Source organism: Limnobaculum allomyrinae, assembly GCF_016649425.1.
GTDB classification, from domain to species: domain Bacteria; phylum Pseudomonadota; class Gammaproteobacteria; order Enterobacterales; family Enterobacteriaceae; genus Limnobaculum; species Limnobaculum allomyrinae.
Genome location: NZ_JADRCR010000002.1, coordinates 652783 through 676663, shown reverse-complemented (window position 1 = coordinate 676663; position 23881 = coordinate 652783). Strand labels below are relative to the sequence as shown.

25 protein-coding genes and 1 pseudogene are annotated in these 23881 nt (G+C 41.4%); 18 read left to right on the top strand and 8 right to left on the bottom strand.

From position 1 onward, the window contains the following. The first annotated feature begins 124 nt into the window (after positions 1-124). From I2494_RS07290 to I2494_RS07240, 11 genes are all read left to right on the top strand, one after another. Complete coding sequence (locus I2494_RS07290; RefSeq protein ID WP_218466413.1) at positions 125-685, top strand: GTP-binding protein; 561 nt, start codon at positions 125-127, stop codon at positions 683-685. A 23-nt stretch (positions 686-708) separates the two neighbouring features. Then, a complete protein-coding gene (locus I2494_RS07285; protein ID WP_321206108.1) occupies positions 709-1134 on the top strand; it encodes a roadblock/LC7 domain-containing protein in 426 nt (141 codons plus the stop codon). A gap of 15 nt (positions 1135-1149) precedes the next feature. Beyond that, on the top strand, positions 1150-1674 hold the full coding sequence (locus tag I2494_RS07280; protein WP_218466411.1) for a hypothetical protein: 525 nt from the start codon (positions 1150-1152) through the stop codon (positions 1672-1674). Positions 1675-1706: 32 nt separating this feature from the next. Continuing rightward, on the top strand, positions 1707-2126 hold the full coding sequence (locus tag I2494_RS07275) for a prepilin peptidase (protein ID WP_218466410.1): 420 nt from the start codon (positions 1707-1709) through the stop codon (positions 2124-2126). Positions 2127-2211: 85 nt separating this feature from the next. After that, positions 2212-2583 (top strand): roadblock/LC7 domain-containing protein, encoded by a 372-nt coding sequence (locus tag I2494_RS07270; protein WP_218466409.1) that lies wholly within the window; start codon positions 2212-2214, stop codon positions 2581-2583. Then, on the top strand, positions 2583-3119 hold the full coding sequence (locus tag I2494_RS07265; protein WP_218466408.1) for a protoglobin domain-containing protein: 537 nt from the start codon (positions 2583-2585) through the stop codon (positions 3117-3119). The genes I2494_RS07270 and I2494_RS07265 overlap by 1 nt, the downstream gene beginning before the upstream one ends. Positions 3120-3221: 102 nt before the next feature. Continuing rightward, complete coding sequence (locus I2494_RS07260; protein ID WP_218466407.1) at positions 3222-3731, top strand: TadE/TadG family type IV pilus assembly protein; 510 nt, start codon at positions 3222-3224, stop codon at positions 3729-3731. Further along, positions 3731-4351, top strand: coding sequence for a tight adherence pilus pseudopilin TadF (tadF, locus tag I2494_RS07255; RefSeq protein WP_218466406.1), 621 nt, complete (start codon positions 3731-3733; stop codon positions 4349-4351). The genes I2494_RS07260 and tadF overlap by 1 nt, the downstream gene beginning before the upstream one ends. 46 nt (positions 4352-4397) lie before the next feature. Then, positions 4398-6281 carry a TadE/TadG family type IV pilus assembly protein gene (locus I2494_RS07250; RefSeq protein WP_218466405.1) on the top strand — a complete coding sequence of 628 codons (1884 nt, stop codon included), beginning with the start codon at positions 4398-4400 and terminating at the stop codon, positions 6279-6281. Positions 6282-6357: 76 nt separating this feature from the next. Continuing rightward, positions 6358-7617 carry an RCC1 domain-containing protein gene (locus I2494_RS07245; RefSeq protein ID WP_218466404.1) on the top strand — a complete coding sequence of 420 codons (1260 nt, stop codon included), beginning with the start codon at positions 6358-6360 and terminating at the stop codon, positions 7615-7617. Positions 7618-7709: 92 nt separating this feature from the next. Beyond that, positions 7710-8366, top strand: coding sequence for a lytic transglycosylase domain-containing protein (locus I2494_RS07240; protein ID WP_218466403.1), 657 nt, complete (start codon positions 7710-7712; stop codon positions 8364-8366). Positions 8367-8389: 23 nt separating this feature from the next. Here the strand turns inward: I2494_RS07240 and I2494_RS07235 are convergent, their stop codons facing one another. Continuing rightward, the gene (locus I2494_RS07235) at positions 8390-9274 is read right to left on the bottom strand and encodes a LysR substrate-binding domain-containing protein (protein ID WP_218466402.1); all 885 of its coding nucleotides are present in this window, start codon (positions 9272-9274) and stop codon (positions 8390-8392) included. 115 nt (positions 9275-9389) lie between these two features. Between I2494_RS07235 and I2494_RS07230 the strand changes: the two genes are divergently transcribed. Then, positions 9390-9965, top strand: a complete 576-nt coding sequence (locus I2494_RS07230) for a nuclear transport factor 2 family protein (RefSeq protein WP_218466401.1) — start codon at positions 9390-9392, stop codon at positions 9963-9965. Positions 9966-10014: 49 nt separating this feature from the next. Here the strand turns inward: I2494_RS07230 and I2494_RS07225 are convergent, their stop codons facing one another. Further along, positions 10015-10719, bottom strand: a complete 705-nt coding sequence (locus tag I2494_RS07225; RefSeq protein ID WP_228350878.1) for an SDR family oxidoreductase — start codon at positions 10717-10719, stop codon at positions 10015-10017. Between the two features lie 164 nt (positions 10720-10883). On the opposite strand from I2494_RS07225, the gene I2494_RS07220 reads away from it, so the two are divergent. After that, on the top strand, positions 10884-11720 hold the full coding sequence (locus tag I2494_RS07220) for a LysR family transcriptional regulator (RefSeq protein ID WP_218466400.1): 837 nt from the start codon (positions 10884-10886) through the stop codon (positions 11718-11720). Positions 11721-11814: 94 nt separating this feature from the next. Here the strand turns inward: I2494_RS07220 and I2494_RS07215 are convergent, their stop codons facing one another. Further along, positions 11815-12708, bottom strand: a complete 894-nt coding sequence (locus tag I2494_RS07215) for a LysR family transcriptional regulator (protein ID WP_228350866.1) — start codon at positions 12706-12708, stop codon at positions 11815-11817. A 102-nt stretch (positions 12709-12810) separates the two neighbouring features. On the opposite strand from I2494_RS07215, the gene I2494_RS07210 reads away from it, so the two are divergent. The 3 genes from I2494_RS07210 to I2494_RS07200 all read left to right on the top strand — a co-directional run bounded on the left by I2494_RS07210 (position 12811) and on the right by I2494_RS07200 (position 15618). Further along, positions 12811-14016 carry an MFS transporter gene (locus I2494_RS07210; RefSeq protein WP_407657875.1) on the top strand — a complete coding sequence of 402 codons (1206 nt, stop codon included), beginning with the start codon at positions 12811-12813 and terminating at the stop codon, positions 14014-14016. Positions 14017-14027: 11 nt separating this feature from the next. After that, positions 14028-14492, top strand: a complete 465-nt coding sequence (locus I2494_RS07205) for a cyclophilin-like fold protein (protein ID WP_218466399.1) — start codon at positions 14028-14030, stop codon at positions 14490-14492. A 97-nt stretch (positions 14493-14589) separates the two neighbouring features. Then, positions 14590-15618 (top strand): alpha/beta hydrolase, encoded by a 1029-nt coding sequence (locus I2494_RS07200; RefSeq protein WP_218466504.1) that lies wholly within the window; start codon positions 14590-14592, stop codon positions 15616-15618. Between the two features lie 153 nt (positions 15619-15771). Here I2494_RS07200 and I2494_RS07195 read toward each other — a convergent pair whose 3' ends face one another. The 5 genes and pseudogenes from I2494_RS07195 to I2494_RS07175 form a co-directional block, all read right to left on the bottom strand. After that, positions 15772-17082 (bottom strand): anaerobic C4-dicarboxylate transporter family protein, encoded by a 1311-nt coding sequence (locus I2494_RS07195; RefSeq protein WP_218466398.1) that lies wholly within the window; start codon positions 17080-17082, stop codon positions 15772-15774. 312 nt (positions 17083-17394) lie between these two features. Beyond that, positions 17395-18148, bottom strand: a pseudogene (locus tag I2494_RS07190) (integrase core domain-containing protein). A 31-nt stretch (positions 18149-18179) separates the two neighbouring features. Continuing rightward, positions 18180-18326 (bottom strand): hypothetical protein, encoded by a 147-nt coding sequence (locus I2494_RS07185; protein WP_218466397.1) that lies wholly within the window; start codon positions 18324-18326, stop codon positions 18180-18182. A 4-nt stretch (positions 18327-18330) separates the two neighbouring features. Continuing rightward, complete coding sequence (locus tag I2494_RS07180) at positions 18331-18729, bottom strand: DUF6896 domain-containing protein (RefSeq protein WP_218466396.1); 399 nt, start codon at positions 18727-18729, stop codon at positions 18331-18333. 221 nt (positions 18730-18950) lie between these two features. Beyond that, positions 18951-19973, bottom strand: a complete 1023-nt coding sequence (locus I2494_RS07175; RefSeq protein ID WP_218466395.1) for a Fic family protein — start codon at positions 19971-19973, stop codon at positions 18951-18953. Positions 19974-21581: 1608 nt separating this feature from the next. On the opposite strand from I2494_RS07175, the gene I2494_RS07170 reads away from it, so the two are divergent. Together I2494_RS07170 and I2494_RS07165 are read left to right on the top strand one after the other, a co-directional pair. Beyond that, positions 21582-22970 carry an AAA family ATPase gene (locus I2494_RS07170; RefSeq protein ID WP_218466394.1) on the top strand — a complete coding sequence of 463 codons (1389 nt, stop codon included), beginning with the start codon at positions 21582-21584 and terminating at the stop codon, positions 22968-22970. Between the two features lie 5 nt (positions 22971-22975). Further along, positions 22976-23860 (top strand): DUF4435 domain-containing protein, encoded by an 885-nt coding sequence (locus I2494_RS07165; RefSeq protein WP_218466393.1) that lies wholly within the window; start codon positions 22976-22978, stop codon positions 23858-23860. The last annotated feature ends 21 nt before the right edge of the window (positions 23861-23881 follow it).

The window sequence follows — 23881 nt, the reverse complement described above, 5'->3', positions numbered from 1 at the left end:
ATCTTTGTAGGGAAGAAAATAGCTCTGCAGAAAACAACGATGATGAAGCAGACCTCCCACAAAAAGAGAAGTCCGGCATATTATCCGCGTTATTTCGACGATTATATAAAGGGTCAGCCCCAAAATGAGAGATTTCAAAGTTATGTTTGTTGGCTGTAGTGGCTCAGGTAAAACCACGGCTATTGCCAGCGTCAGCGAAATTAGTACGGTAACAACGGATGTAACCAATACCGACCTGGCAAACTATAACAAAGAGGTCACCACCATTGGGCTGGATTATGGCGAAGTTACCCTGCCCGGTCAGACTAATTTACTACGGTTATATGGAACGCCCGGTCAGGAACGCTTCTCTTTTATGTGGGATATATTGGGTAAAGGCACCGTGGGCATTATTTTTCTGTCAGATAACAGCCGTAGCGATCCTTTTGGTGAACTAAAAAGCTATCTTAATGCCTTTCATTCCCGGTTAACCGAAGGAAACTCGGTGGCGATACTGGGTATTGTTAAAACCGATCTTGCTCCCTACCCTGATAAAAACAGTTATGAACAACTATTACGCGATATGGGGCTTTCTCTACCTGTTATCAATGTTGATGCACGAGATCCAGCCAGTGTCATGTTATTGCTGAGGGTAATGTCGCGTCATTTAGAAAGGTCTATCGATAACCACCATGAGGCAAAATAACCATGACCATATCCGATACCTGAATAGTCAATAATTATTCTGGTTTAACCTCTGAACAATGTTCAGAAATTCAAAACACGATTGAGAAATTCGCTCAGGATCACCCCGGGCTGACCAATATGCTTTTGGCGACCGTGGACGGTTTCGAAGTGGCTGCCGTACTGGAAGAACAAGATCGTGCCAGTATGAGACGCTTAGCCGCGATGACCAGCTCCATATTATCAATAGGTATTGCAATGTTCAGGGAAATAGGAACCGGCGGCCAGCGCCTTCTTACTCTGGAGGGAGAACATAATAATATTCTGATCTTTATTGTACAAAATGTTAAATCAGAATTAGTCCTCACGCTGGTAAGTGCTGAAAATGAACCTTTGGGTCAACTATTCTGGTTGATACGCAAACTCTCCTCAGAAATCACGGAGATCTGTAATAAAGCGACAGAAAACTAAGCGGGAGGTCATTCGATGGATCCAATTTTAAAAGAAAAACTCGCCGTCAGATTATGTGCAGCAGATATTAGCTGCGCCTATATTGCGGTTAATCCTATTCTCGATAACAGAGATGAATTGATCGAAAATCAGCATGCTATCTATAGAATTTTATTAGACAATATAGAAACCACCTTAACCCCTGAATTTGTTGGCATCGAACATAACGCATTAGATCAACTCTGGTGTAGCGCCATTGAATTAACCGCAGCAGATATTATTAGTGAGGCTATCTCGTTAAATCCCGTCCTCTATGACAGAACAGAGAAAGTCAACGAAAGAATCATTTTTCATTTCAACCGGCTTAAGAACTGCTTCTCCATGGAATCTCAGAATGAAGCTCAACAATCGATGATTTCTGCAGAAAATGAAGACACAACGCCTCAATATGATGATGAAAATGAAATTATTACTGGTAATAATACGCCCGATAAAACACCAATACTGAGTTTAGATCGAATTAAAATCCTTCATAGAAAACATAAAAGAAGGAAAAAATAGTCTTTGTAGTAAAAAACCACTAAGGTGTTTTAGTGATAAAAATCATTTTATTATTCATTTATATTTTCCTTTTATATGCATGCTATACGGATATAACCGCCAGAATCATTAAGAATAAGACCGTTATTATTGTTGCCATTTTATCAATAATCATTGGCGTAATTAAATACAATATCCCTGAAATAGCACTCCCTCTATTTATTCTCTTTATTGGAACCATATTAAGTTCATTAGGTTTTTTCGGTGCAGGAGATATAAAACTTATATTTGCACTTTCTTTATCATTATCAAACTCATTAATTATTAGCTTTATATTAATGACGGCAATCTCCGGGTTGATTGTGGTCATCCCAATTATTATTACCAGTATCTACAGAAAGAAAAAAATAACCGTTCCTTATGGTATCGCTATCTCTCTAGGGTATTTATTCATCACTGTCCCTATGCTCTAAAAACCACCCTGTAATATAAATAATACGTTTCCAGAGATAGTCTATTTACTTATAAATTAATCACATCAGACCTATTGAGGGAAAAATGAGAACAGAATTATTGCAGGAAACTATTGAAAATTTGAGTAACAGCATTGCCGTTAAAAATACCGTTTTGGTTTGTTCCAAAGAAGGTGACTTAATAGTACAAACGGATCACGGTATTGAAGTTGACCTTAAGCGTGTCGCAGTGCAGGTTTCCACGGTACTTGGTGTGTCCTCACGTATCGGTACCTCGCTTAACCTTGGTACCAATATTGAATTAAGTCTGTCTGGAAAAATAGGAAGAATGTTTGTTTTTAAGCTTAATCAAAATTTTTGTCTGGCTATTATAGCGCCAAATGATTGCAATATTGCCATCCTCAATATTGTGGCTTCCCGTACGATTAGAACCATTTTAGCCAAGGAGATGATCTAATGGAAAAAATGAGCTGGAATGTAAAGGAAGAACACATCGTCGATGATTTAGTCGCACTATTATCGATTACCGCTGAGGAGTGCCAACTGCTTCGCAGCTTACAAGGAGAAGCGGAAGCTATCACCGCACGCATGGTTGATGAATATTACGACCGCCTGTTAGCCCACGAAATGACAAGAGAATTTATTACCGATCTGGCTGCGTTAAAAAGAACCCTGGCGCAATGGTTTGTGAAATTATTTTGCGGTAATTATGATAAAAATTATGCGTTAGATCGCCTGCGTATAGGCATGGCTCACGTCCGTATTGGTTTACCTGTACGTTACCCATTAGCCATGTTTGATGTTCTTGACCGTTATGGCGTTGAAGTGGCAGAGAAAAAAGGCCCGGAAGCCGTCATCGCATTTCGGAAAGTGCTTGCTCTGGATGTCGCAACATTTACTCAGGCTTACGATAATACTCAATTAAACCATTTAAAAGATCTGGTTGGCGGCAGTGAAACACTCGCCAGACGATTACTGACTGATAAATACTAGAAATTATATTTTTCTATTTCTCTAATATTAATTGATTAGACAGAACTCAGGATAAGTCTGTTTCAATTAATACCCATTAGTAAATTATACGTTGGGTTTATTATGATTAATTACTCAAAAATCATGTTTGCTATTAAGGACAAAGTCTCTGCTATATTTAAAGAAGAAAAAGGTGCTGTTGCCGTTGAAATATCACTGATATTTATCCCTCTAATTTTTATTATTCTTTTAATATTTGAACTTTGCCGAATAGTTTATATTTCTTCAGCTTTAGACCTCGCCGTCGCGGAAGCCAGCCGTTATGCTGCTATATCAACCATGACGGAAGAAGACTACCAGGCCGTTTTTCATAGTAAATTGAATAAAGATATTCCTCTTTGGCCATTATTAACACGAGATGAAAATCTTTATATTGATGTTAGCTATTGCAGCACGATTAATGACGTTATAACCAGCAACTGTGATAAAAACGCTGAGCAAAAATCACTGGCTATATATAATGTCGGCTATAACTACACACTTCTTTTTTCTTTTATGCCCACGGCTACTTTAAATTCTTATTTGCAAAGAACGGTTGTTTATGTCCAGGAATACCAGAGGGATAATAAATAATGTTAATCAATAATCAAATCAAAGCGCCTTATTTAAAAAACGCGATTAAAAATGCCAAATCCGAAAATGGTGCCGTTACCGTTGAGTTTGCTATTGTTATGATCTCTTTCATTCTTATTATGTATTTGGTTACGGATTTTGGCATTACTATCACCAAGCAAGGACGGCTTGATCGCACCAGCCATTCGCTGGCAACCCTGATAAGGGAAAGAACGGCGCTTTATCAATCCAATGAAGATATTACACAGGAAGACGTTAACCAATTATTGTCTGTTGGCCAAACCCTGTTGCATGAACCCAATCTGACAATTGCTATTGATGCCCTCTATCTCGCTCCGGACCCTTTAAATCCAGGGAATAATGCCTCAGCACGTGTCAGTAAAACGCTCTCTTTCACCGCAGGCAATAACGCATGCCAATTAACTAAAAAAGCGGTAGACATCACTGAGCTAAAAGGCCTTTCCCCCTATGCAACCAGTACCGGTCGATGGGTACCGATTTATCGCGTCATCGCATGTATCCCTAATGAAGCAAGTCTTTTTAAACGGTTTACTCACACCTTCAATAACGAAATATTGCCTGACTTAATCACCAGTGACGTAGTTATTTCAAGAATTTAACCACACAAGGAATCATTATTTCTTAAATATCTGACGGAATAATCTATTGAGTGATCACATTATGAAAGCGTTACGCACAATATTTATGTCTGAAAGCGGTGCCATTGCGGTGGTATACGTTATTATTTTCCCGTTTTTACTCGCCTCTGTAGCTTTTGCGCTTGATGGCTCCCTGGCCTTAAACAGAAAAGCCCGCCTTGCCGATGCGACCAGTGAAGCGATATTAGCCATCGCAGCGATAGATAATCGACTTGTCGACGAACGTGCCCGGAATATTAATAAGGCCATCGCAAAAGAATATATTGGTTTTTATTTACCGGATAATGCTGAGCAACTCCAGCATTTAGATATATCCATGACAGATAATATTGATAACGATGGCTATGTTGACTATAGCCTGGTGGCATCAGTCAGTCTTCCGGCTTTATTACCGGTGTCGGATTTGGGTTTCCCCGGTTTTGATAAAAATATTAATGTAGGCAATCAAGGCGATAACAGTGGTAATGCCAGGAAGTTTATTACGACCAATGCAACCCCTGCCGATTATGTTTTCGTGGTTGATTTTTCAGATACCATGAATTCAAGCTATACCGACTCAAAAGGTTTGGCAACGACTCGCTTAGGCATGCTTAAAACAGTTGTCAATGATGTCATTAGCGGTAATAAACATACTGACTCACAATTTGCGCTTGTTCCTTTTGATTTAGGGGTACCTTTTAAAGTAGAAAATGCCGTTAATACCGCATTGCCATACAGAAATTTAAAAAATGAAACCGGTGGTGAACTGATCGGTTGCTCCGCACTCTATGTCCCGCGCTATGCCTATTCTTCAGACAATATTGATTATGCATTTTGGGCCAATAAACACATTATGCAAACGCAATATCCGGATTATGACAACAATAAAAATACCATACTTTATAATACCGACCGCTCAAGATATCTGTACTATCGTTTTATCGTCGGTGAAGCGCTAAGCGAGGATATCGGCGATCTACAACAGCGAGGATGGTGTGTTCATAACACCCCATCAGGGATAACAACCGGTCGTTATCTTTTCAGTTGCGAGCAAGATCCTACCCGCAGTATTTTCACTTCAGCTAACCAGCAGAAATTTGACCAACAATATGATCGCATCATCGATTTAACCAAAACTATGCGAGGTGCTTCATCCCTCGAACGCTCATCCATAATGAATAGTTTGACTATCGACTATGACGCAACCATAGATATCAATAATCTCTTTAGCCACAGCAATGTACAAGAATTTATCCAACCGTGGGCGCCTAATATGTATGAGTATCGGGCCTTTACCGGGATGTGTCAGTCAGCAACACCTTTATATACTGTGAGTGATAGCTTGACTCAGGAACAGGCGGAAAAGAATATGGCCGCCACTCTCCCATCCGCCCAACCCCGTGCATTTCTTATCCCGCTGACCACCAATAGTAACGAGAAACAGAAGCTGGTCTCCAGTTTCATGAACATGATTGCCGGTGGAGGCACCGACAGCTCGGTTGGACTATTGCGTTCCGTTCCCATTATTGCCGCGGGTCAAAATACTAAAAAGGTGATTATTGTTATTTCTGATGGTGAAGATGAGGTTGATCCTGCCATTGTCTCAACAGAGCTTCACTCCCGAGGGATGTGTGATGCCATTAAGTCTGGTTTAAAGAGCGAGTCACTGTTTGCCGCCAATAAAATTGGTGTCGTCGCAGAGACAGTCGAGATTCACTACGTCTCAATTAATGATGATATCACCAACGCTGAACGTATTGCCTTTTGGGGGAAATATTGCGCTAAAGGCGATACCGAAACTGACGGCACCCAATATGTCCATACGGCCACTGACTACGCCTCACTGATCAGCACATTAAAATCAATTATTGGCGTTGAAACCGGGTATTACATTCGGGATGACCAGAAATAACCTATTTTGATATCCCGCCAATCCACAGTTTCATTCTGAATATAAACAGGAAGTTGTAACGAGGTGAATTATGAATATGAAATTCATTAAAGATAAAAAAACAACGTTAGCGATTTTATTGTACTTATCCGGGCTAATATTTTGCCCTTCTGTTTACGCGGGAGACTCCATTCTACCGGGAGAGAATGAACCCAATTCAGCGGGAGATTTTATGCCGACCGGCTCATCCCTTGATACCGGACTCGCCATACACAATGGCGAAGTGTGGGTATGGGGCTTTCGCGGCTCAGGCCAACAGGGTAATGGAACCATGGTGGTTAACCAGAAATCCGCACCGGCTAAAGTGAAAACATTCTCCAACCAAAACATTAAAATCGTCGCGTTAACCGCAGGTGCTTATCATATGATTGCACTGGATGAGAATGGTGATGTCTGGGGATGGGGACAAAGTGGCTACGGTGAAACCGGATGTGGAACAGGCTATGTCACCACGCCTTGTAAAGTATTGAACGGAAAGAAAATCACCATAATTGGTGCCGGAGAATACTTCTCTGCCGCAATGGGTGAAGACGGTAAAGTTTATACCTGGGGACACGGCATTTACGGCCAACGTGGCGACGGCTTGAAAACAGCTTACTTAAACAATGCAAAACAGCCGGGCACAGTTCATGAAGTTGATTTAAAAGGCGAAAAAGCGCGTTTACTGGGTGTTGCCTATGAGACGGCCTATGTTGTCACCCATTCCGGCAAAGTCATGGGCTGGGGGGATAACGAAGACTGTGAACTTGGCGTTATAACAGGGAGATCAATTTGCTCCGGTCATGAATATGTGACTACGCCTCGTGAATTCACGCTATCGGGCATCAATCCCCATAACATTATACAAATCACTGGTGGAAATGCCTGGGGCCAGGTTCTGTTGAATAATGGCGATGTGTGGGGCTGGGGACGAGGTGCATCTATCGGACAAACAAGCGATGGCTCAACACATTATACCAACAACAGCGCGACCCCCAGAGAAGTCTTAGAGAATGTAGCTTATCTTTACGGGCGGTATGTTGGCTCTGCGGCGCTGACTAAATCGGGTAAATTCTATACCTGGGGACAAACTTCCGGCTCTGCATTTGATATCTATGGGCACAAACCTACTTTGCGGGAATCACCTCATGGTGCCATTGAAGGCTTTGGCGGTGGCAAAGAGCATCTCTACTACTGGACTTTCGATGGTAAAGCTTATGCCGTTGGTTATGGTGCGGGCTATAAACTACTCCCTGACAGTACCAAAAATATCCCCTGGCCTGGTGAAGAAATGACCTTTTTATTGGCGGACGACTAAAGCCATTAACCCATCCTCAATATGACTGCTCAACGTTTTATGACTTTACTGCCAACTGACGGTTTACCATAACCTGTCCATGGATCGTGCAAATGCTTGATATTTTTCTTTTAGCCGCACAATGTGCACCGGATATCTCCCCGCAAACGCTCGTTGCCATTACTAAAGTTGAATCTAACCACAATCCTTACGCTATTGGTATTGTTGACGGCTATCTTGTCAGGCAGCCCAAAAATAAAGAGGAAGCGCTGGCAACCGCACAAATGCTGCATCAAGGTGGATGGAATTTTTCAATGGGCATTGGGCAGGTTAACCTTCATAACCTGCCCAAATACAGCCTAACCTTCGAACAGGCATTTGAGCCCTGTGAAAACTTGCGCGTGGCATCAAAAATATTCAATGAGTGTTATCAACGTGCTCTGTCGCAATTTCCCACCAAAAGAGATGCACTATTAGCCTCTTACTCTTGCTACTACAGCGGGAATTTTACCCGTGGCTTTAAAGGTGAAGGCGCAAAAAATATCAGCTATGTCGATAAAATCGTCACCGCTGAATCACGCCTGTCATCTGATTTGATGGATAATGCACAGGCGATCCCGGTGATATCAACAAAATCGACCACAAGACAAAATGACAGGATGGAAACACAAAAATCTTCCGGTGAAAGAATTGAAGATAAAAATGCGCGCGTCTCCGATTATAAATCCAATAAATCAACGAAACGGATCAATGAATTAAGAGGAGATTAGTTAAAGCATATTGGTTGATATCTTCATAAATTGTCGGAACCTATCAAAGCCAGAAAGGCCCGAACCGCCCCATTAGTTTCATCTGCACGACTGAGCAACATCAAACTGGCAGAAAGTTCTGGTTCATTTAGTGCTTTGTAGATTAGCCCCGGAATTGCCACCTGTGCCAACGGCTCCGGCACAAGCGCCACACCCAGTCCAGCCGCAGCCAGCGCCAGAACGCTGAGAGTAGAAGTAGAACGATGCGCCACATTCGGCTCCCGACCTGATAGCCGGCTTAATGTCCTGTAGAGTTGTTCATCGGCGTCATGCGTATCGTAAAGAATTAACGGTTCTTCTGCCAAAATAGCCACAGTCAGGTTACTTTCATTCACTAATGAATGATCTACAGACATCGCCACTACCCTGTCCCATCGTCCTATCTGTTCACAAACCAATGTTGGAGCATGCATGGTGTTATGCTCCGGTGCGTAACCGATATCTATTTGTCCACTCATAATCGCTTCCACCTGAGCCTGTGGCGGCATTTCCCGGATAATCAATTCCGCATCCGGATAGGTATGACGGAAAGCGCGTAAATCCTCCATCAACTTACCGCTGAAAACAGCATTTCCGGCGAAAGCTACCCGCACGCAACCGATTTCACCTCTTAGTGAACGCTGTACCATTGATCTGGCGTGATCCGCCTGCGCCAAAGTGCGTTGCGCTTCCACTTGCAGCAACTTTCCCGCTTCGGTTAACTCTACGCGCCGGCTTGTTCGTGCAAACAACGGGCCACCAAGCTCTTCTTCCAGTGCCCGTATTTGCATGCTCAATGCGGGCTGAACGATGTTCAGGCGCTCGGCAGCGCGACCAAAATGGCCCTCTTCAGCAACCGCTAAAAAATAGCGTAAGTGGCGCAAATCCATGTTTATCACCTTTAATCAAAAAATATGATGAATCAGTCATATCTATATATTTGTCTTATTTTAATTTATTACTAAAGTAGATACCAATAATCCAATATTTAAAGCGAGAACCACCATGGAAAATAATCTTGAAGACCGTACACAAATCGCTGATTTAATTAACGGTTGGATACACCGGGATCTCGGACAGTGGGAACCATTGCGTCATTTATTCCACCCTGATGGCATCATTGAGATCACCTGGTTCGAAGGCTTATTCAGCGAATTCGTTAACGGCTCTATGCGTATGGGAAAGTCAGATCTTCGAACGAAACACCTGATTGGTACACCTGACATCACCTTTAACGGCAATAAAGCCATTGTTGAAACCAATGCGGTGATTATTGGGGAAAACGTCAAACTCAATCTTGGCTGTAATGTACATAATCGCTTTTACGATTTGGCGGAAAAACGTCATGGTGTCTGGAAGCTACTCAAGCGCCAGAGCGTCTATGACATGGGAACATTTACGTTTCCATTGGGACTGGTAGAAATCGATCAATCTTTGGCGGCCAAATACCCACGTGAGTATGCCGCACTGGCTTATCTTTTAGAAAAAAGCGGCTTTCCGGTCAACCGCGTATTCGCCACACGAGGAAGTGAACTGGAACAAGTAATGAAAGCAGAAGGGCAAGCCTGGCTGAACGGGTAAACTATTGCAATAAAGCAGGGGGAATTCCCCCTGCTTTAACCAACGGCTATTAAGCTCCCTGACGGGTCGCTGCCAGTACGATTTCACGAATACAGACGTATTGCGGCTGAGAATAAGCAAAATCAATCGCGTTAGCCACATCTTCCGGGCTCAGTACTTTACCGCCCATATCTTGTTTCCAGGCCTGATAACCGGTTTTGATAGCATCACTGGTGGTATGACTCAACAACTCAGTTTCCACTGCGCCAGGAGCAATCACCACCACGCGTACGTTATGCGGAGAGAGTTCTTCACGCAGGTTCTCAGACATGCCGTGCACCGCAAACTTAGTTCCGACATAAACCACATGGTTAGGGAAAGTTTTACGACCAGCCACCGAGCTGATATTAATAATGGTTCCGGCTTTACGCGCCATCATCCCTTCTGTTACCGCATGAACACCGTTCAACAGACCTTTCACGTTCACATCCAGCATCTGATCCCATTCATTTGGGTTCTGTTGTTCAATGTTACCCAGCAACATCACTCCGGCATTATTCACCAGCGCATCCACTGGCCCAAATTTCTGTTCTGCCTCTTTTACCGCAGCGGTAAATGCATTGCGATCGGTTACATCCACAGCGCGACACAATGTGTTTGGCAAATTCAATTCTGTCATGCGTTCAATACGACGAGCCAGTAGTAACAGCGCATGGCCTTTGGCAGATAACAATTTGGCCGTTGCCAAACCTATACCAGAGCTGGCGCCAGTAATAACAATTAAGAGCTGGCGCCAGTAATAACAATTAAAGGCTTAGATGCAATACTCATTGAACTTCTCCATAAATAAAAATGATGACTAATGTCATGCCGCTACTTTAAATCCGGATGAATTTAGTTAAAAATGGTTTATTACTTTCACCGTCATAAGAAATTTCTATGGATAAGCGACAGCTCAAAGCCTTTATCTGCGTGTTCGAAGAACGTAACATCACTCGCGCCGCTCAGAAATTAAGCCTGACACAGCCCGCGCTGTCCGCCACGATTAAGGCGCTGGAAGACGATCTGGGGATACCTTTATTTATCCGCAAAACTCGCGGTGTGGACGTAACCGAAGATGCACGAGTGCTCTACCCACATGCCCGGCGTATGATTAATGATATGGCTGCGCTGGCATCACGTTTTCGTAGACGTCAGGATAAAACACCACTGACCATCGGTATCGAACATGATATTGCCTCATCCCATCTGATCACGTTGTTGGAAAAAGCGCGTACAACCCTGCCCGATATACTGCTTACCCTTGATCCGGGCTGTACCGGGGATATCCGGCTTGGCTGTGAAAGTTTACGTTGTGAAGACGAACTGTTTATTCCGCTATTTGACGAAAACTATGAGCTGGCCTTTCCGGTAACGCATCCCCTTAATCAGGAATCCGTACTGACCATTGAACAGCTACACGACCAGTCATGGGTGATGTTTCCAACTCACGATTCCCATCAACGTTTTCTACCGTTTTACGGTGCTTCCGCCAGTACACCCGCCGCCAATGCAGGAAACTTTATACTGGCGTTGAATCTGGTAGAAGCAGGCTTTGGCTTAACCATTGCCCCAAAACCGCTGGTAGAGACACGTTGTGATTTGGCTTCCCGCCCCCTACCCGGACATCCGTTAATACGTCGGATAGGTATTTGCTATGCCGTGCAAGCGCTGGAAAACCCGGCGATTGAACGGTTGTTAAAGGGGTTGAGTGTGTCGTGCGGGGTTACATCTTGATCTAAAAATAAAGCAAGGAATGGCAATTGGTGAAACATCTCGTATCAAGCCGATGACAGACATCTCAACCTTACCATTAAACAAATCTAACTCACTATTCCCGATATCGCACAGCGTCAACAAATGCCATAAAGGCTGGTGAGGCCTGACGGCGATTGGGATAATACAAATGAAACCCCTTAAAACAAGGACTGTAATCAGTTAATACCGCCTGTAACCTACCGTCAGCCAGATAAGGTGCTGCAAGTTGTTCCGGTACATAAGCCAGCCCGATACCATCTACGGCAGCATTCAAGGTGTGCATAGTACTGTTAAACACCAATTGCCCGTTCAGTTTGATATTAAAAATACGTCCCTGCTGTTCAAATTCCCAGGCATAAATAGCACCCGCTGGCCGGTGGCAAATATTGATACACTGATGTTCAACTAAATCATAAGGGGTATTAGGCTTGGTGTGTTGCTTAAAATAGTCTGGTGAACCCACCGTAATCAAACGCCAGTCTGGCCCAATTCGCACGGCAATCATATCTTTACTAATCTCATCACCAATACGAATCCCGGCATCCAAACGCTGTTCAACCACATTAGTAAAACCATAATCGACATACATTTCCAACGTGATATCAGGATAGTTTTGCAAGAAATCGCGTAATACAGGTCGTAAATGCAGCTCGATTTGATCGTCAGTACAGCTAATCCGAATTGTGCCTCTTGGCTTGTCTCTCAGCTCTCCCAGTGCTTCAACCTCGGTTGTTATCTGTTCAAACAAAGGGCCTATCGCATGCATTAATCGCTCTCCGGCTTCTGTCGGAGAAACGTTACGCGTTGTGCGTGTCAGCAAACGGACACCTAAACGCTCTTCCAACGTTCGAATACTATGGCTTAACGCAGAAGGTGTAACACCTAATCTTGCCGCTGCTCTGGTAAAGCTTTGTTCTTGAGCAACCGTCAGAAAAGTGTGCAAGTCATTCATTTTACTGTTTGCCATTGATGAATTTTTCTCACAACTACATAAAGATTACACCTACTAATCAAAATATCATTGCTCTGTCAAGATACATACCATCCATTATTTCCACGGTTTACTTTGATGGCAACAATAAATCATCCCCTTTTGCACCAGATGCAGAGTCAACAACCCGCTTACTGGAGTGGCATATTCGCCATGACATTATGTGTATTTGTCCTGATCGCTTCGGAATTTATGCCTGTCAGCCTGCTTACCCCTCTGGCTAACGATCTTCAAGTCACAGAAGGTATGGCAGGGCAAGGCATTGCTATTTCAGGCGCTTTTGCAGTAGTTACCAGTCTGTTTATCTCCACACTGGCAGGTAACATGAACCGCAAAACGTTACTCCTTGGGCTAACGGCAATGATGGGTCTATCCGGCATCATCATTGCCCTGGCACAGAATTATGCTATCTACCTGATCGGTCGCGCCTTAATCGGAATAGTGATTGGTGGTTTTTGGTCAATGTCTGCTGCTACGGCAATGCGTCTTGTACCCGCCAACAAAGTCTCCCACGCTTTAGCTATTTTTAACGGCGGCAATGCCTTAGCGACTGTGATTGCTGCACCGCTCGGTGCCTATTTAGGAACCGTTATCGGCTGGCGTGGTGCGTTTTTCTGCTTAATGCCCATCGCTGCTATCACTTTTATCTGGCAGTGGTTCAGCCTGCCTTCATTACCTGTTGAATCTGGTTCCAACAAAAAAAACGGGAATATTTTCACCCTGTTTAAACGACCTATTGTTACGCTGGGTATGTCAGGCGTCGGTCTGTTTTTTATGGGGCAATTTACCTTATTTACCTATGTGCGCCCGTTTCTGGAAAACGTTACCCAAGTCGATGTTTCCACCGTGACACTGGTATTACTGCTGATCGGCGTAGCTGGTTTTATTGGTACGGTACTAATGAGTCGCGTGCTGAGATATGGATTATATCTAATCCTAATCATCATCCCGCTGCTCATGGCAGTCATTGCATTTCTCTTGATCGTCTTCGGCAACTGGACCGTTGCGGTGGTAATGCTGCTTGGCCTTTGGGGACTGATAGCAACCGCAGCACCGGTTGGTTGGTGGAGTTGGGTGCCGCGCACATTCCCAACAGATGCAGAAGCGGGTGGCGGCCTGATGGTAGCAATGATTCAACTCGCTATCGCGTTTGGCTCCACTGTTGGCGGTTTGTTATTTGATCACCATGGCTACCCAAGCACCTTTATGGTTAGCGCCTTACTCTTATTGGTCGCCGCAGGGTTAATAGCGATGACGGCTCGAACAGAGAAACGGCCTCACTAAAAGGAATACTAATGTATAAAACAGATCGCAAAAAAACGGTTGTACTGTTATTTGCCTTTATTTTGACGGCGGTTTTTAGCATCACCACCGTACACGCCAGAAAGAGTGAAGCTCCCCGGTACACTATCCAAATTACACTGGATGATGTCGTGGCCATCGGCACATTGGACAACACCCCAACGACTCGAGATTTTATCGCACAGTTGCCATTAACGGTAAAACTTGATGATTACTCTGCTACTGAAAAAATCACTTATCTCCCTAATAAACTGACGACTCAGGGTACACCTGCAGGTATTACCCCCAATATCGGTGATATTACCTACTACGCGCCCTGGGGCAATATCGCCATTTTTTACCAAAACTTTAGCTATTCGCATGGGCTGATCAAGCTGGGGGAAATTACTCACGGTTTGGAACACTTTCACTATCGAGGTTCCAGACAAGCAACCATTGAACTTGTTGACAAAAATTAAGCAAAAGGAATCTAAAACCATGAACAAACATTTATCACTACATATGGCCAGACCAACCGAAAGTGCGCTTGATACAGGGCGTCGTAATCTATTAAAAATGACCAGCATGGGTATCTTCGCAGCAGGCGTTGCATCAACAATCATCGCGCCAGCCTTCGCCCAATCACCTTTACAACCGGGTAATGAGTGGGACAAAACTTTTGTCAAAAGTGATCACGTTGATCACCAAAAAGTCACTTTCAAAAACCGTTATGGCATTACTTTAGCCGCTGATTTATATCAACCCAAAAACATCAGTGGTAAATTAGCCGCCATCGCTATTAGTGGCCCTTTTGGTGCGATAAAAGAACAATCGTCAGGTTTATATGCACAAACAATGGCGGAGCGTGGGTTTATCACTCTGGCGTTTGATCCATCTTATACCGGCGAAAGTAGCGGTGAACCGCGCCATGTTGCTTCTCCGGACATCAATACTGAAGATTTTAGTGCTGCCGTAGATTTCCTTGGTTTGCTTCCAACAGTCGATCGTGAACGCATTGGTATTATTGGCATCTGTGGTTGGGGTGGGATGGCATTGAATGCAGCCGCGGTAGATAAACGCATTAAAGCCGTTGTTGCCAGCACCATGTATGACATGACGCGAGTGATGTCTAAAGGTTATAACGACAGTATGACACAACAGCAGCGCACGCAAACACTGGAACAATTAAGCCAACAGCGCTGGAAAGATGCCGAAAATGGCACACCTGAACTTGGCCCAATCTACAATGAGTTGAAAGGTGATGAACCGCAATTTATGGTTGATTATGCTGAATACTATAAGTCGCCAAAACGTGGTTTCCATCCAAGAGCGATCAATTCCAACGGCTCGTGGACAATCACCAATCCACTTTCGTTTATGAATATGCCTTTGCTCTCTTACATTAATGAAATTTCTCCGCGACCTATTCTGTTCATTCATGGTGAAAAAGCTCATTCACGCTATTTCAGTGAAACAGCCTATGAAAAGGCAGCGGAACCGAAGGAGTTAATGATTATTGAAGGTGCAAACCATGTTGACCTTTATGACCGGATAGATGTCATCCCATTCGATAAACTCACTGATTTTTTCCAAAAGAATTTGTAACTTCATAACACCATGAACCTGTTCATAGCGTTTGTGGTATTACCTTCGCCTTTAATTGTTGATAGAACGAATCCCAATCGGTTTTACCCAATTGGGATTTGTTTTAAACGCCTTTATTTTGCACATTCTTTCCGAATATCAATTTCTCTGGCTCTAACCACCAATAAATGTGTTAGCCAGAAAAAAACCGACAGGTAACGCAGCACCTACCCCACACAACCCCGGTAAAATAAAGGGATGGTTAACCAAATAGGAACCGTTCCAACGTTTACTCATATAAGAACCCGTGTCATCGGCAGCAATCGCATAAGCTGCCGTTGGATAAATATTCGTGATATACATCGCGCTCATCGCGACAAAAGCGCCGACAATAGTCGAGGCTTCAATGCCTAACGAAGCAGCAATTGGTATCAGCAAAGCTGCCGCTGCGCCGTGGCTGAATAACGCCGCACTGGTAATAAAAAACACCAGCGCCAATAGCGCAGGATATTGCCTCAGAATTTCACCGGCCTGTTCTTTTATCTCAGGAATATAGACCCCGATAATTGAACCGCTCAGCCAAGCGATACCCAGGATTACCACCAGCGACTCGGTGCCATCGGAAAACAGGCTAGCTTTTTTAATGCTTCTCAAACTCACATTGCAGGTCACCACAATCAATAATGTGGTGACAAACATCGTAATAATAATAATGTCGCGCGAACCGATTTTATGACCAATTATTGGCTTAAAAATCAGCATGGTAACGATAAATACCACTGAGGCGAGAAACAAATAAACAGCGCGTTTCGCCAAATGGCTGTCAGGGAGTTCCTTTGAATCCTGAATGCCGACTTCAATTAATCCTTTTTCTTTTCTATCGATAAATATTGGATCGTTAAGTAATTCCCCCCCCTGACGGCTGGCAACAAGCGCCGCGACGCAAATAGCGACAAATCCGGTCGGGACAATAACCAAAAGCACATCGCCGTAAGGAACACCCATTTTTTCAACAACAACATACATTGCTGCTGTCGCAGCTGAAATCGGCGATGCCGTGATGGCGATCTGACAGGAAACTACCGCCGCAGTTAACGGCTGACTTGGCCGTACGCCAATGGATTTAGCGACTTCTTGAATCACTTTCAAGACAGACAGCGTGGTATACGCAGTACCGGATAATACCGTCAGAACGAAAGTCGTTAATGGTGCAAGAAAGTTAATATAGCGAGGGTGATTACGTAATAATTTTTCTGCTACCTGAACCATAAACCTTAGTCCACCGGCGTTTTGCATCGCCGATAAAGCAAGAATAACGGAAAGAATAATCAAAATGACGTCAATCGGCATTTCACCGGGTTTTATACCGAATAAAAATACCGCTATCGCCATACCCAGCCCACCGGCAAGCCCAACGCCGATTCCGCCAAGCCTCGCTGCTAATATAATAATCCCTATTAACAATACAACATGAAGATACACCATGATCCACACCTCTTATCCGTAAATGAATGTTTTCGAAATCAAGCGTCTGGCTGCAGCAAACACGGAATAGCGTTATTGTGAATCAATGTTAACAGTCATAAATCGTGAATAAAATTAGCCATTCGTGATAGCAATAAACACAATTTGTGAATAATTACTGTCATCTGAAAACGTCAACATTCTTTACGGTTATACGTCGGTAAACGAGTCATAACAGGCTGTTTTGTATCAGCGGAGCAGCATATGTTGGGGGAGCCATATTCAATGGCTGGATGATGGTTTGTATCAAGTGGGGATGTAAATATCCCCATTTTAGTACCACGCTCTTTTTGAGATTTTCGTATTTTCAACCATCAGCCGGTACTCTTCTGGCGTCAGGTTACTCAGAGATTCATGTGGTCGCTCACTGTTGTATTCATTCAACCAGCGCTCTGTGATTTCCCGTGTTCCATTCAGTGTTCTGAACAAGTAAAAATCCAGTATTTCTGTCCTGTACGTTCGGTTAAACCGTTCGATATACGCATTTTGCGTCGGCTTACCTGACTTGATAAATTCTAGTATCACGCCATGCTCTTCAGCCCATTGCGCCAGTGTCAGTGATATCAACTCCGGCCCGTTATCCATACGCATTTTCAGCGGGTATCCGCGCTTTTCCACTATCCTCTCCAGTACTCGTCCCCCCAGAGCCGGGATGTTCAGGTCGATTTCTATGGCCAGTGCTTCGCGGTTAAAGTCATCCTCGACGTTGAACGTTCGAAAACGTCGCCGTCAGATAGCTGACGAACTCACGCTTTATCGCTGGTTTTAAAGCTTTTTTCGATGACATCCTTCAACGCTCGGCATTAACTTAGATCGGCAAACATCTGCTTGAGGCGACGATTCTCATCCTCAAGATCTTTGATCTTTTTGATATCAGCGGCTTCCATACCGCCATACTTCGCCTTCCAGTTGTAATAGCTGGCTTCAGAAATAACGGCCTCATGGCAGACACTTTCACAGTTCTTCCTGCTTCAACGGATTTAAGAACGGCAATTATCTGGTGCTCTGTGAATAAGATTTTACGCATGGTTATCTCCCTAAGGGACATAACCAGTATGTCAGAAGATCTCTAAAAGTGGATGGTCCAGATTACAGGGATACATACAAAGAACCCCCATGGCCCAGTAACCGGAAATATCATTATTTCTGCTGATAAAATAGTCCAGCACGTTACCAGCAACCACTTTCAGGCGTTTTCTTTTCATTGTGCTAATTCAGGTAGTAATTGATGTAGCCAGAAAAACGGATTTTGCCACGATCAACCCCTTGATCAATGAGCGGCTGAATCATCTTCATATCCGTTAAATCAGTATCAATTCGATGACTTTCGATAAAACCGGCTAACCCGCTGGCGGTGAAACCATCTATTTCGCCGTTATCTCCTAAATCAAAATTGGTCACGCTGCCGTCCTGATGCATTGCAATTCCAAAACCATGCTTGAAACATCGAATGCCATTGGGAAGTATTGCGGGAACAGGTATATCGATCGCCAGCCAATCTGTGTTAGTCACTGGCAGTGTAATATCATAATAATCGGCGACCTGCTCGAACAGTTGTTTTACAGACCGTTGAAACAACTTGATAAGCCGTAGTAGTTCATCATCCATAATTTCTCGCTCCATCGTTTACATACTCACCGATATTCCCGGATAGATTAGAGCCAAAATACTCATGCGGTATTTGGTGTGTAAACTCCGATTTATCAACGGCATTGACCTGTTTTTCTCTGGCCTCAAAGTACTGAGGATGTAATTGTATTAAAGGGGAGAGTACTTGTGACCCATTATGCCGCACCTTTATTGCTTATTTTAATAAGATTGCAATGCATCTAAATCACCTTCCAATACCCCGCCTTTGTCGAACCTACCCGTTCAAGCAATTTCAACTGTTGCAAGGTCTTAATATGACGCTCAACTGTTCTGGTGCTAACTTGCAATTTTTCTGCGACCATCGGTACCGTCATCGTTGGGTTTTGTTCTAATACGTAAAAGATCTGACCAGCGACTTTATGTAGAGCAATCGGCTCATTTTCTCCCGACATTTCTCCCGACACTTCTCCCGACACTTCTCCCGACATTTTGTCACTATTACTATTAATCCCCTCTTTCAATGCCCCAGCCATCACCCTTAACATGAAATCAATAAAGCAGGTACAGTCACTGGCCTTGTCAGCCTCACCCAATACGCGATAGTAGTCATTTTGTTGTTTTTGAATCAGCGTCTCAACGGGCAACCATGCCAACTCTGGTCGCCATTCACTCAGTATTACCGTTTGCCATAGCCTACCCATTCGGCCATTGCCATCCGAGAATGGATGAATAAATTCAAGCTCATAGTGAAAAATGCAACTTTTAATCAGCGGATGAATATCTGCGCTTGTTAACCAATCAAAAAGAGAGGTCATTAATCTGGGTATCTGGCTAGCCGGTGGCGCCATATGAATTAACTGCTTGTCACGATAAATACCCACATTGCCGTTACGCCATTGGCCTGAATAATCAACTAATCCTTGCATAAGCAATTTATGCGCTTCGAGAAAGTGTTCAATCTGGCCACTATGCCAGTAGGGCAACCGTTCATAGGCAAGAATTGCATTACGTACTTCCTGAATATCTTTAGCAGGGCCTAATACCTGTTTCCCATCCATAATGGCCGTTACCTGTTCAGTAGACAGGCTATTATGTTCAATAGCTAACGATGCCTGAATGGTACGAATACGATTTTCTCTACGCAGTTGTGGAGAGACAAGTTTGTCTTTGGCTGACCAATAACCTAATAACTCACTAATTTCCGCTACCGAGTTAAGTACTGGGGATGTGATTGTATAAAGGGGAGAGTACTTCTGGCCCATTATGCCGCACCTTTATTGCTTATTTTAATAAGATTGCAATACATTCAAATCACCTCTCCATTTTTGCAATAATTATGAGTACTTCTGACATACTTAATATAAATAGCCATTTCCCTTGGTATGCCTCGAAATTACTGGTGTCCTACATTAATGTATTGCCTTGTACGAATAGTACGACTCAAATCATAAGGCGTCCAGTTGGGTATACCAGGCACTTATCTCGTTTCACATGAATTCAACTCTATAGGCTTATTTTTTAAATAACCTGAGCCTTAGTCATTGCTATTACAAGTGAATTTTGCGGGAAGCTTCCAATTATTAGCTGTATGCGTTTGCTCATAACTGGGCTAGTATAGCGGCAGGAAATTTTTGACGTCGGTAGCCCACAAGAAACTCGTAGTCCTGTATTCTCACCTGCACTTTATGGGATTAAATGATTTTTAGTGAAACCATAATCGATATTAAATTCAATAGATTAAACAGACCAATCATATGAGTAATAGTGCAAATTTAGATTCCCATACTCCCATGATGCATTGGTGTGTAAGTATTGATTATTAATGATTTTTATAAAAATAAATTAAAAACCTATAATTCAACCTACACTTATATAGTTGATTGATTTGTATCCTGTTATTGTTCCGCTGTATTTTGAGAATCCAAATTAACCGTTCTATAAAATATTACATAGCCACATACAAAGTGACTGTATAGTAAAAATCACAAACCAGCCTATACATCAACTAAGTTTCAATCGAGATAAACATGATCTATCTCGCAGAATTGGCTTCTCCTATAATGGTTCGAAAGTATCTAGATTAGCCTAGGAGGCTTGTTCCCTGCTAAGTAACAACATGAAAATGGCAGTGATGAGGCTAAAAACTTGGTGGCTGATATTGCTATAAAACCGTATCTGGCAAGAAGTAAAGTTGAATCAGACTATGATATACCAACGCTCACTGTTAATAATATTAGGACACAAAAACATAATTCTAAGTTAGACATTTATACATGTGCAGCTGATATCAAGTTTACATATGCAATAAAGTCAATGTTCAACAAGGTTCGGCACATCACATATACCATTCAGAAAACGGATGATGGTAATAGCGAGTTTTATATTAACGTTTATGGTTTGTAGTTCCAACAAGTAGGCCAATGACTGCTATCATCGACACTAGCTTATATCATTATTTATGGCTAATGAATATATGAATCACATCGCCCCTTGATGTAAGTAAATATTATTTTATTTAAATAGGTGGCCAGAAAAATTTGATACATGAGTGTTATTTTCAATAATTTTTAGCCATTTTCACCTAAATAATCTAGATATTATTAATATGTTTTCCAACTATTTTTTAAATAATACAGACTTACTTAACAAACTAGTTCGCTCAGAAGAACTGAACTAAAGTTCAGTTCTTTTTTGCTAACAATTATGGGAAAATCGCCATGAAAATACTTAATTGAAAATAAATAACATTAATCATTAAAAACAATAAATTATAAAAAGAAAGACAGGAGATGTCATTCAATAAATTAGAGTACACACACTGAACAATTTACGTCTTTATTAAAAATTTAAAAATAAAAAGAGTATGAAATATGAAAATAGTGAGTTTTACAGGAAAAGGAGTTTATGAATTTCTTGATTTCAACATTACATTTAATCAAGATATGAATTTTCTTGTTGGAGGAAATGGCTCAGGAAAAACGACAGCACTTATGTTAATTAATGCATTAACATCCCCAAACATTAAAGATCTTTGTTTAACCGAATTTGAAAACATCACTTTAACCTTAGAGAATTCTCAGAGTAAAATTTCTATTAGTTGTTATGAAGTAAAAAATGAAAACAATATAAAAGAAAAAAGATTAAGAGTGAATAAAGTATCAAAACTAACCATATCACCACCCAAAATTACAATAGATGATTCGTTAGAAATAAATTTACCAAAAGTCCCTAAAGATTATGATTTTTCAGAAAATGAATTTGAATCAAAGTTTACTAATAAAATTTTTGAAAGTTACCTAATTGAAAATAATGATTCAGACGTACTAACAATTATAAGATCTCTCCCAAAATTTATATTTTTAGGGTTAGAAAGAAGAGCTTTTTTATACGACAATTATTTTGATAACGCTTATAACGAAAGAAGTAGATATATCCATCACTCAAAGAGGAAACCAATAAGTGGAAATTTAGGTGTTAGTCTTATGGAGGCCGAATTACTAGTTCAGGAGTCTTATAGACGAGCAAGGAATATTGAAGCTAGATATATTGAAAAATTAAAAGACAACATTCTTACTTCCGCATTTAGATATATACCTTTTCATGAAAATATTACTCTGCACACTCATGGTGAAGCAATTGAAGAAAAAGGCATTTTACTTGATCGCGAACAAGAAATTCGTGATGCACTAAGTAAGCTAGGTGTTGAAAATAAAGCACTGCAAACTAACATTGAAAATTTCTTTAAAAATCTAAGAGAACTTTTTAATAAAAAAGGTACCATTGATAATACACTATTCAATATTGAACTATTAATTAATAGTAACCAGATTGCTTTTATTGAAGAACTAGTAAAAATAATTGACTCACATAAAGAAAAGATAGATAAACTATTTTTTGATATGCAAAACTTCACTAAAACCCTAAACGGATTTTATTCAGAAACAAAGAAGTCTTTATCATTAGATACTGTGGGGCATATGGAAATATCTAAGCCTAATGGCTCTAAGACATCTATTGAAGCATTATCCTCTGGTGAACGACAACTATTAATAATTTTCGCTAGTGTGTTCTTTAACAAAAACAAATCATCCGCACCAGTATTCATTATTGATGAACCTGAACTATCACTACATTTAAGGTGGCAATTAATGCTTACTAAACTCTTAAATGAATCAAATAATAGCGTTCAGTTTATTTTAGCAACTCACTCACCCGAAATAATTGGTGATTTAAAAGATAAATCAATTAAGTGCAGATGATAATTATGGATATCGAGACCTTAGATTTAGATTTACCGACAAGAAGTAGTGCAGCCAAACTAGCTATGTCTGTTTTTTTTGAAGAGTTTAATGATATTGATATTTTTATAGAAGATACGGAAAGAGGTTATGAAAAGATATTTTATGAAATTATCAGCCGAGTATTTGAAGGGGAATATTTTATATCAAAAATATTCCCACTGGGAGGTCGAAAATCAGTAATTGATGCATGCGCCAAATCAAATAAAATAGAAAAAAACAGAAAAGAGCTATACATCATTGATGGTGACTTATATCTAATGTGTGGAGAACATGAAGATATAAATATCAAAGGGCTCTTCACACTACCTTTTTATTGCATAGAAAATATTTTAATTGATATTGAGTCTATATATAATATTCTTAATATGGAGTGCCCTAATTGCCTCAAAGACGAACTAATAGAAAAATTCTCATATAACAACTGGTTTAAAAATAACATACCTTTATTAACTGAATTATTTATTGAGTATGCCATATCATTTAAACTTAACCCAGCGCAGCAGACTGTATCTAATAAGGTACGTTGTTTTGTATCGGGAAATGATGGAAATTTAGATAAAGAGAAAGTAAAATTAAAAATAGAAGAAATAAAAAAATCAACCATTAATCAAACCTCTATAGATATTTATAATAACACGAAGGACGTTATAGAGAAAAAACTAACGGGTAATCATCATCACGACATTAACTTTATTTCTGCTAAAGATTATTTAATCCCATTAATTTTCATGAGAATTAAAATGATTACAGATTCTAAACGAGATAATATAAGACTAAAACTAGCCCTTGCAACTCAATGTAATATTGATTCAATAAAGCATTGTAAAGATTATATCCTCAACGCATAGCTGAATGTTAAACTACTATTT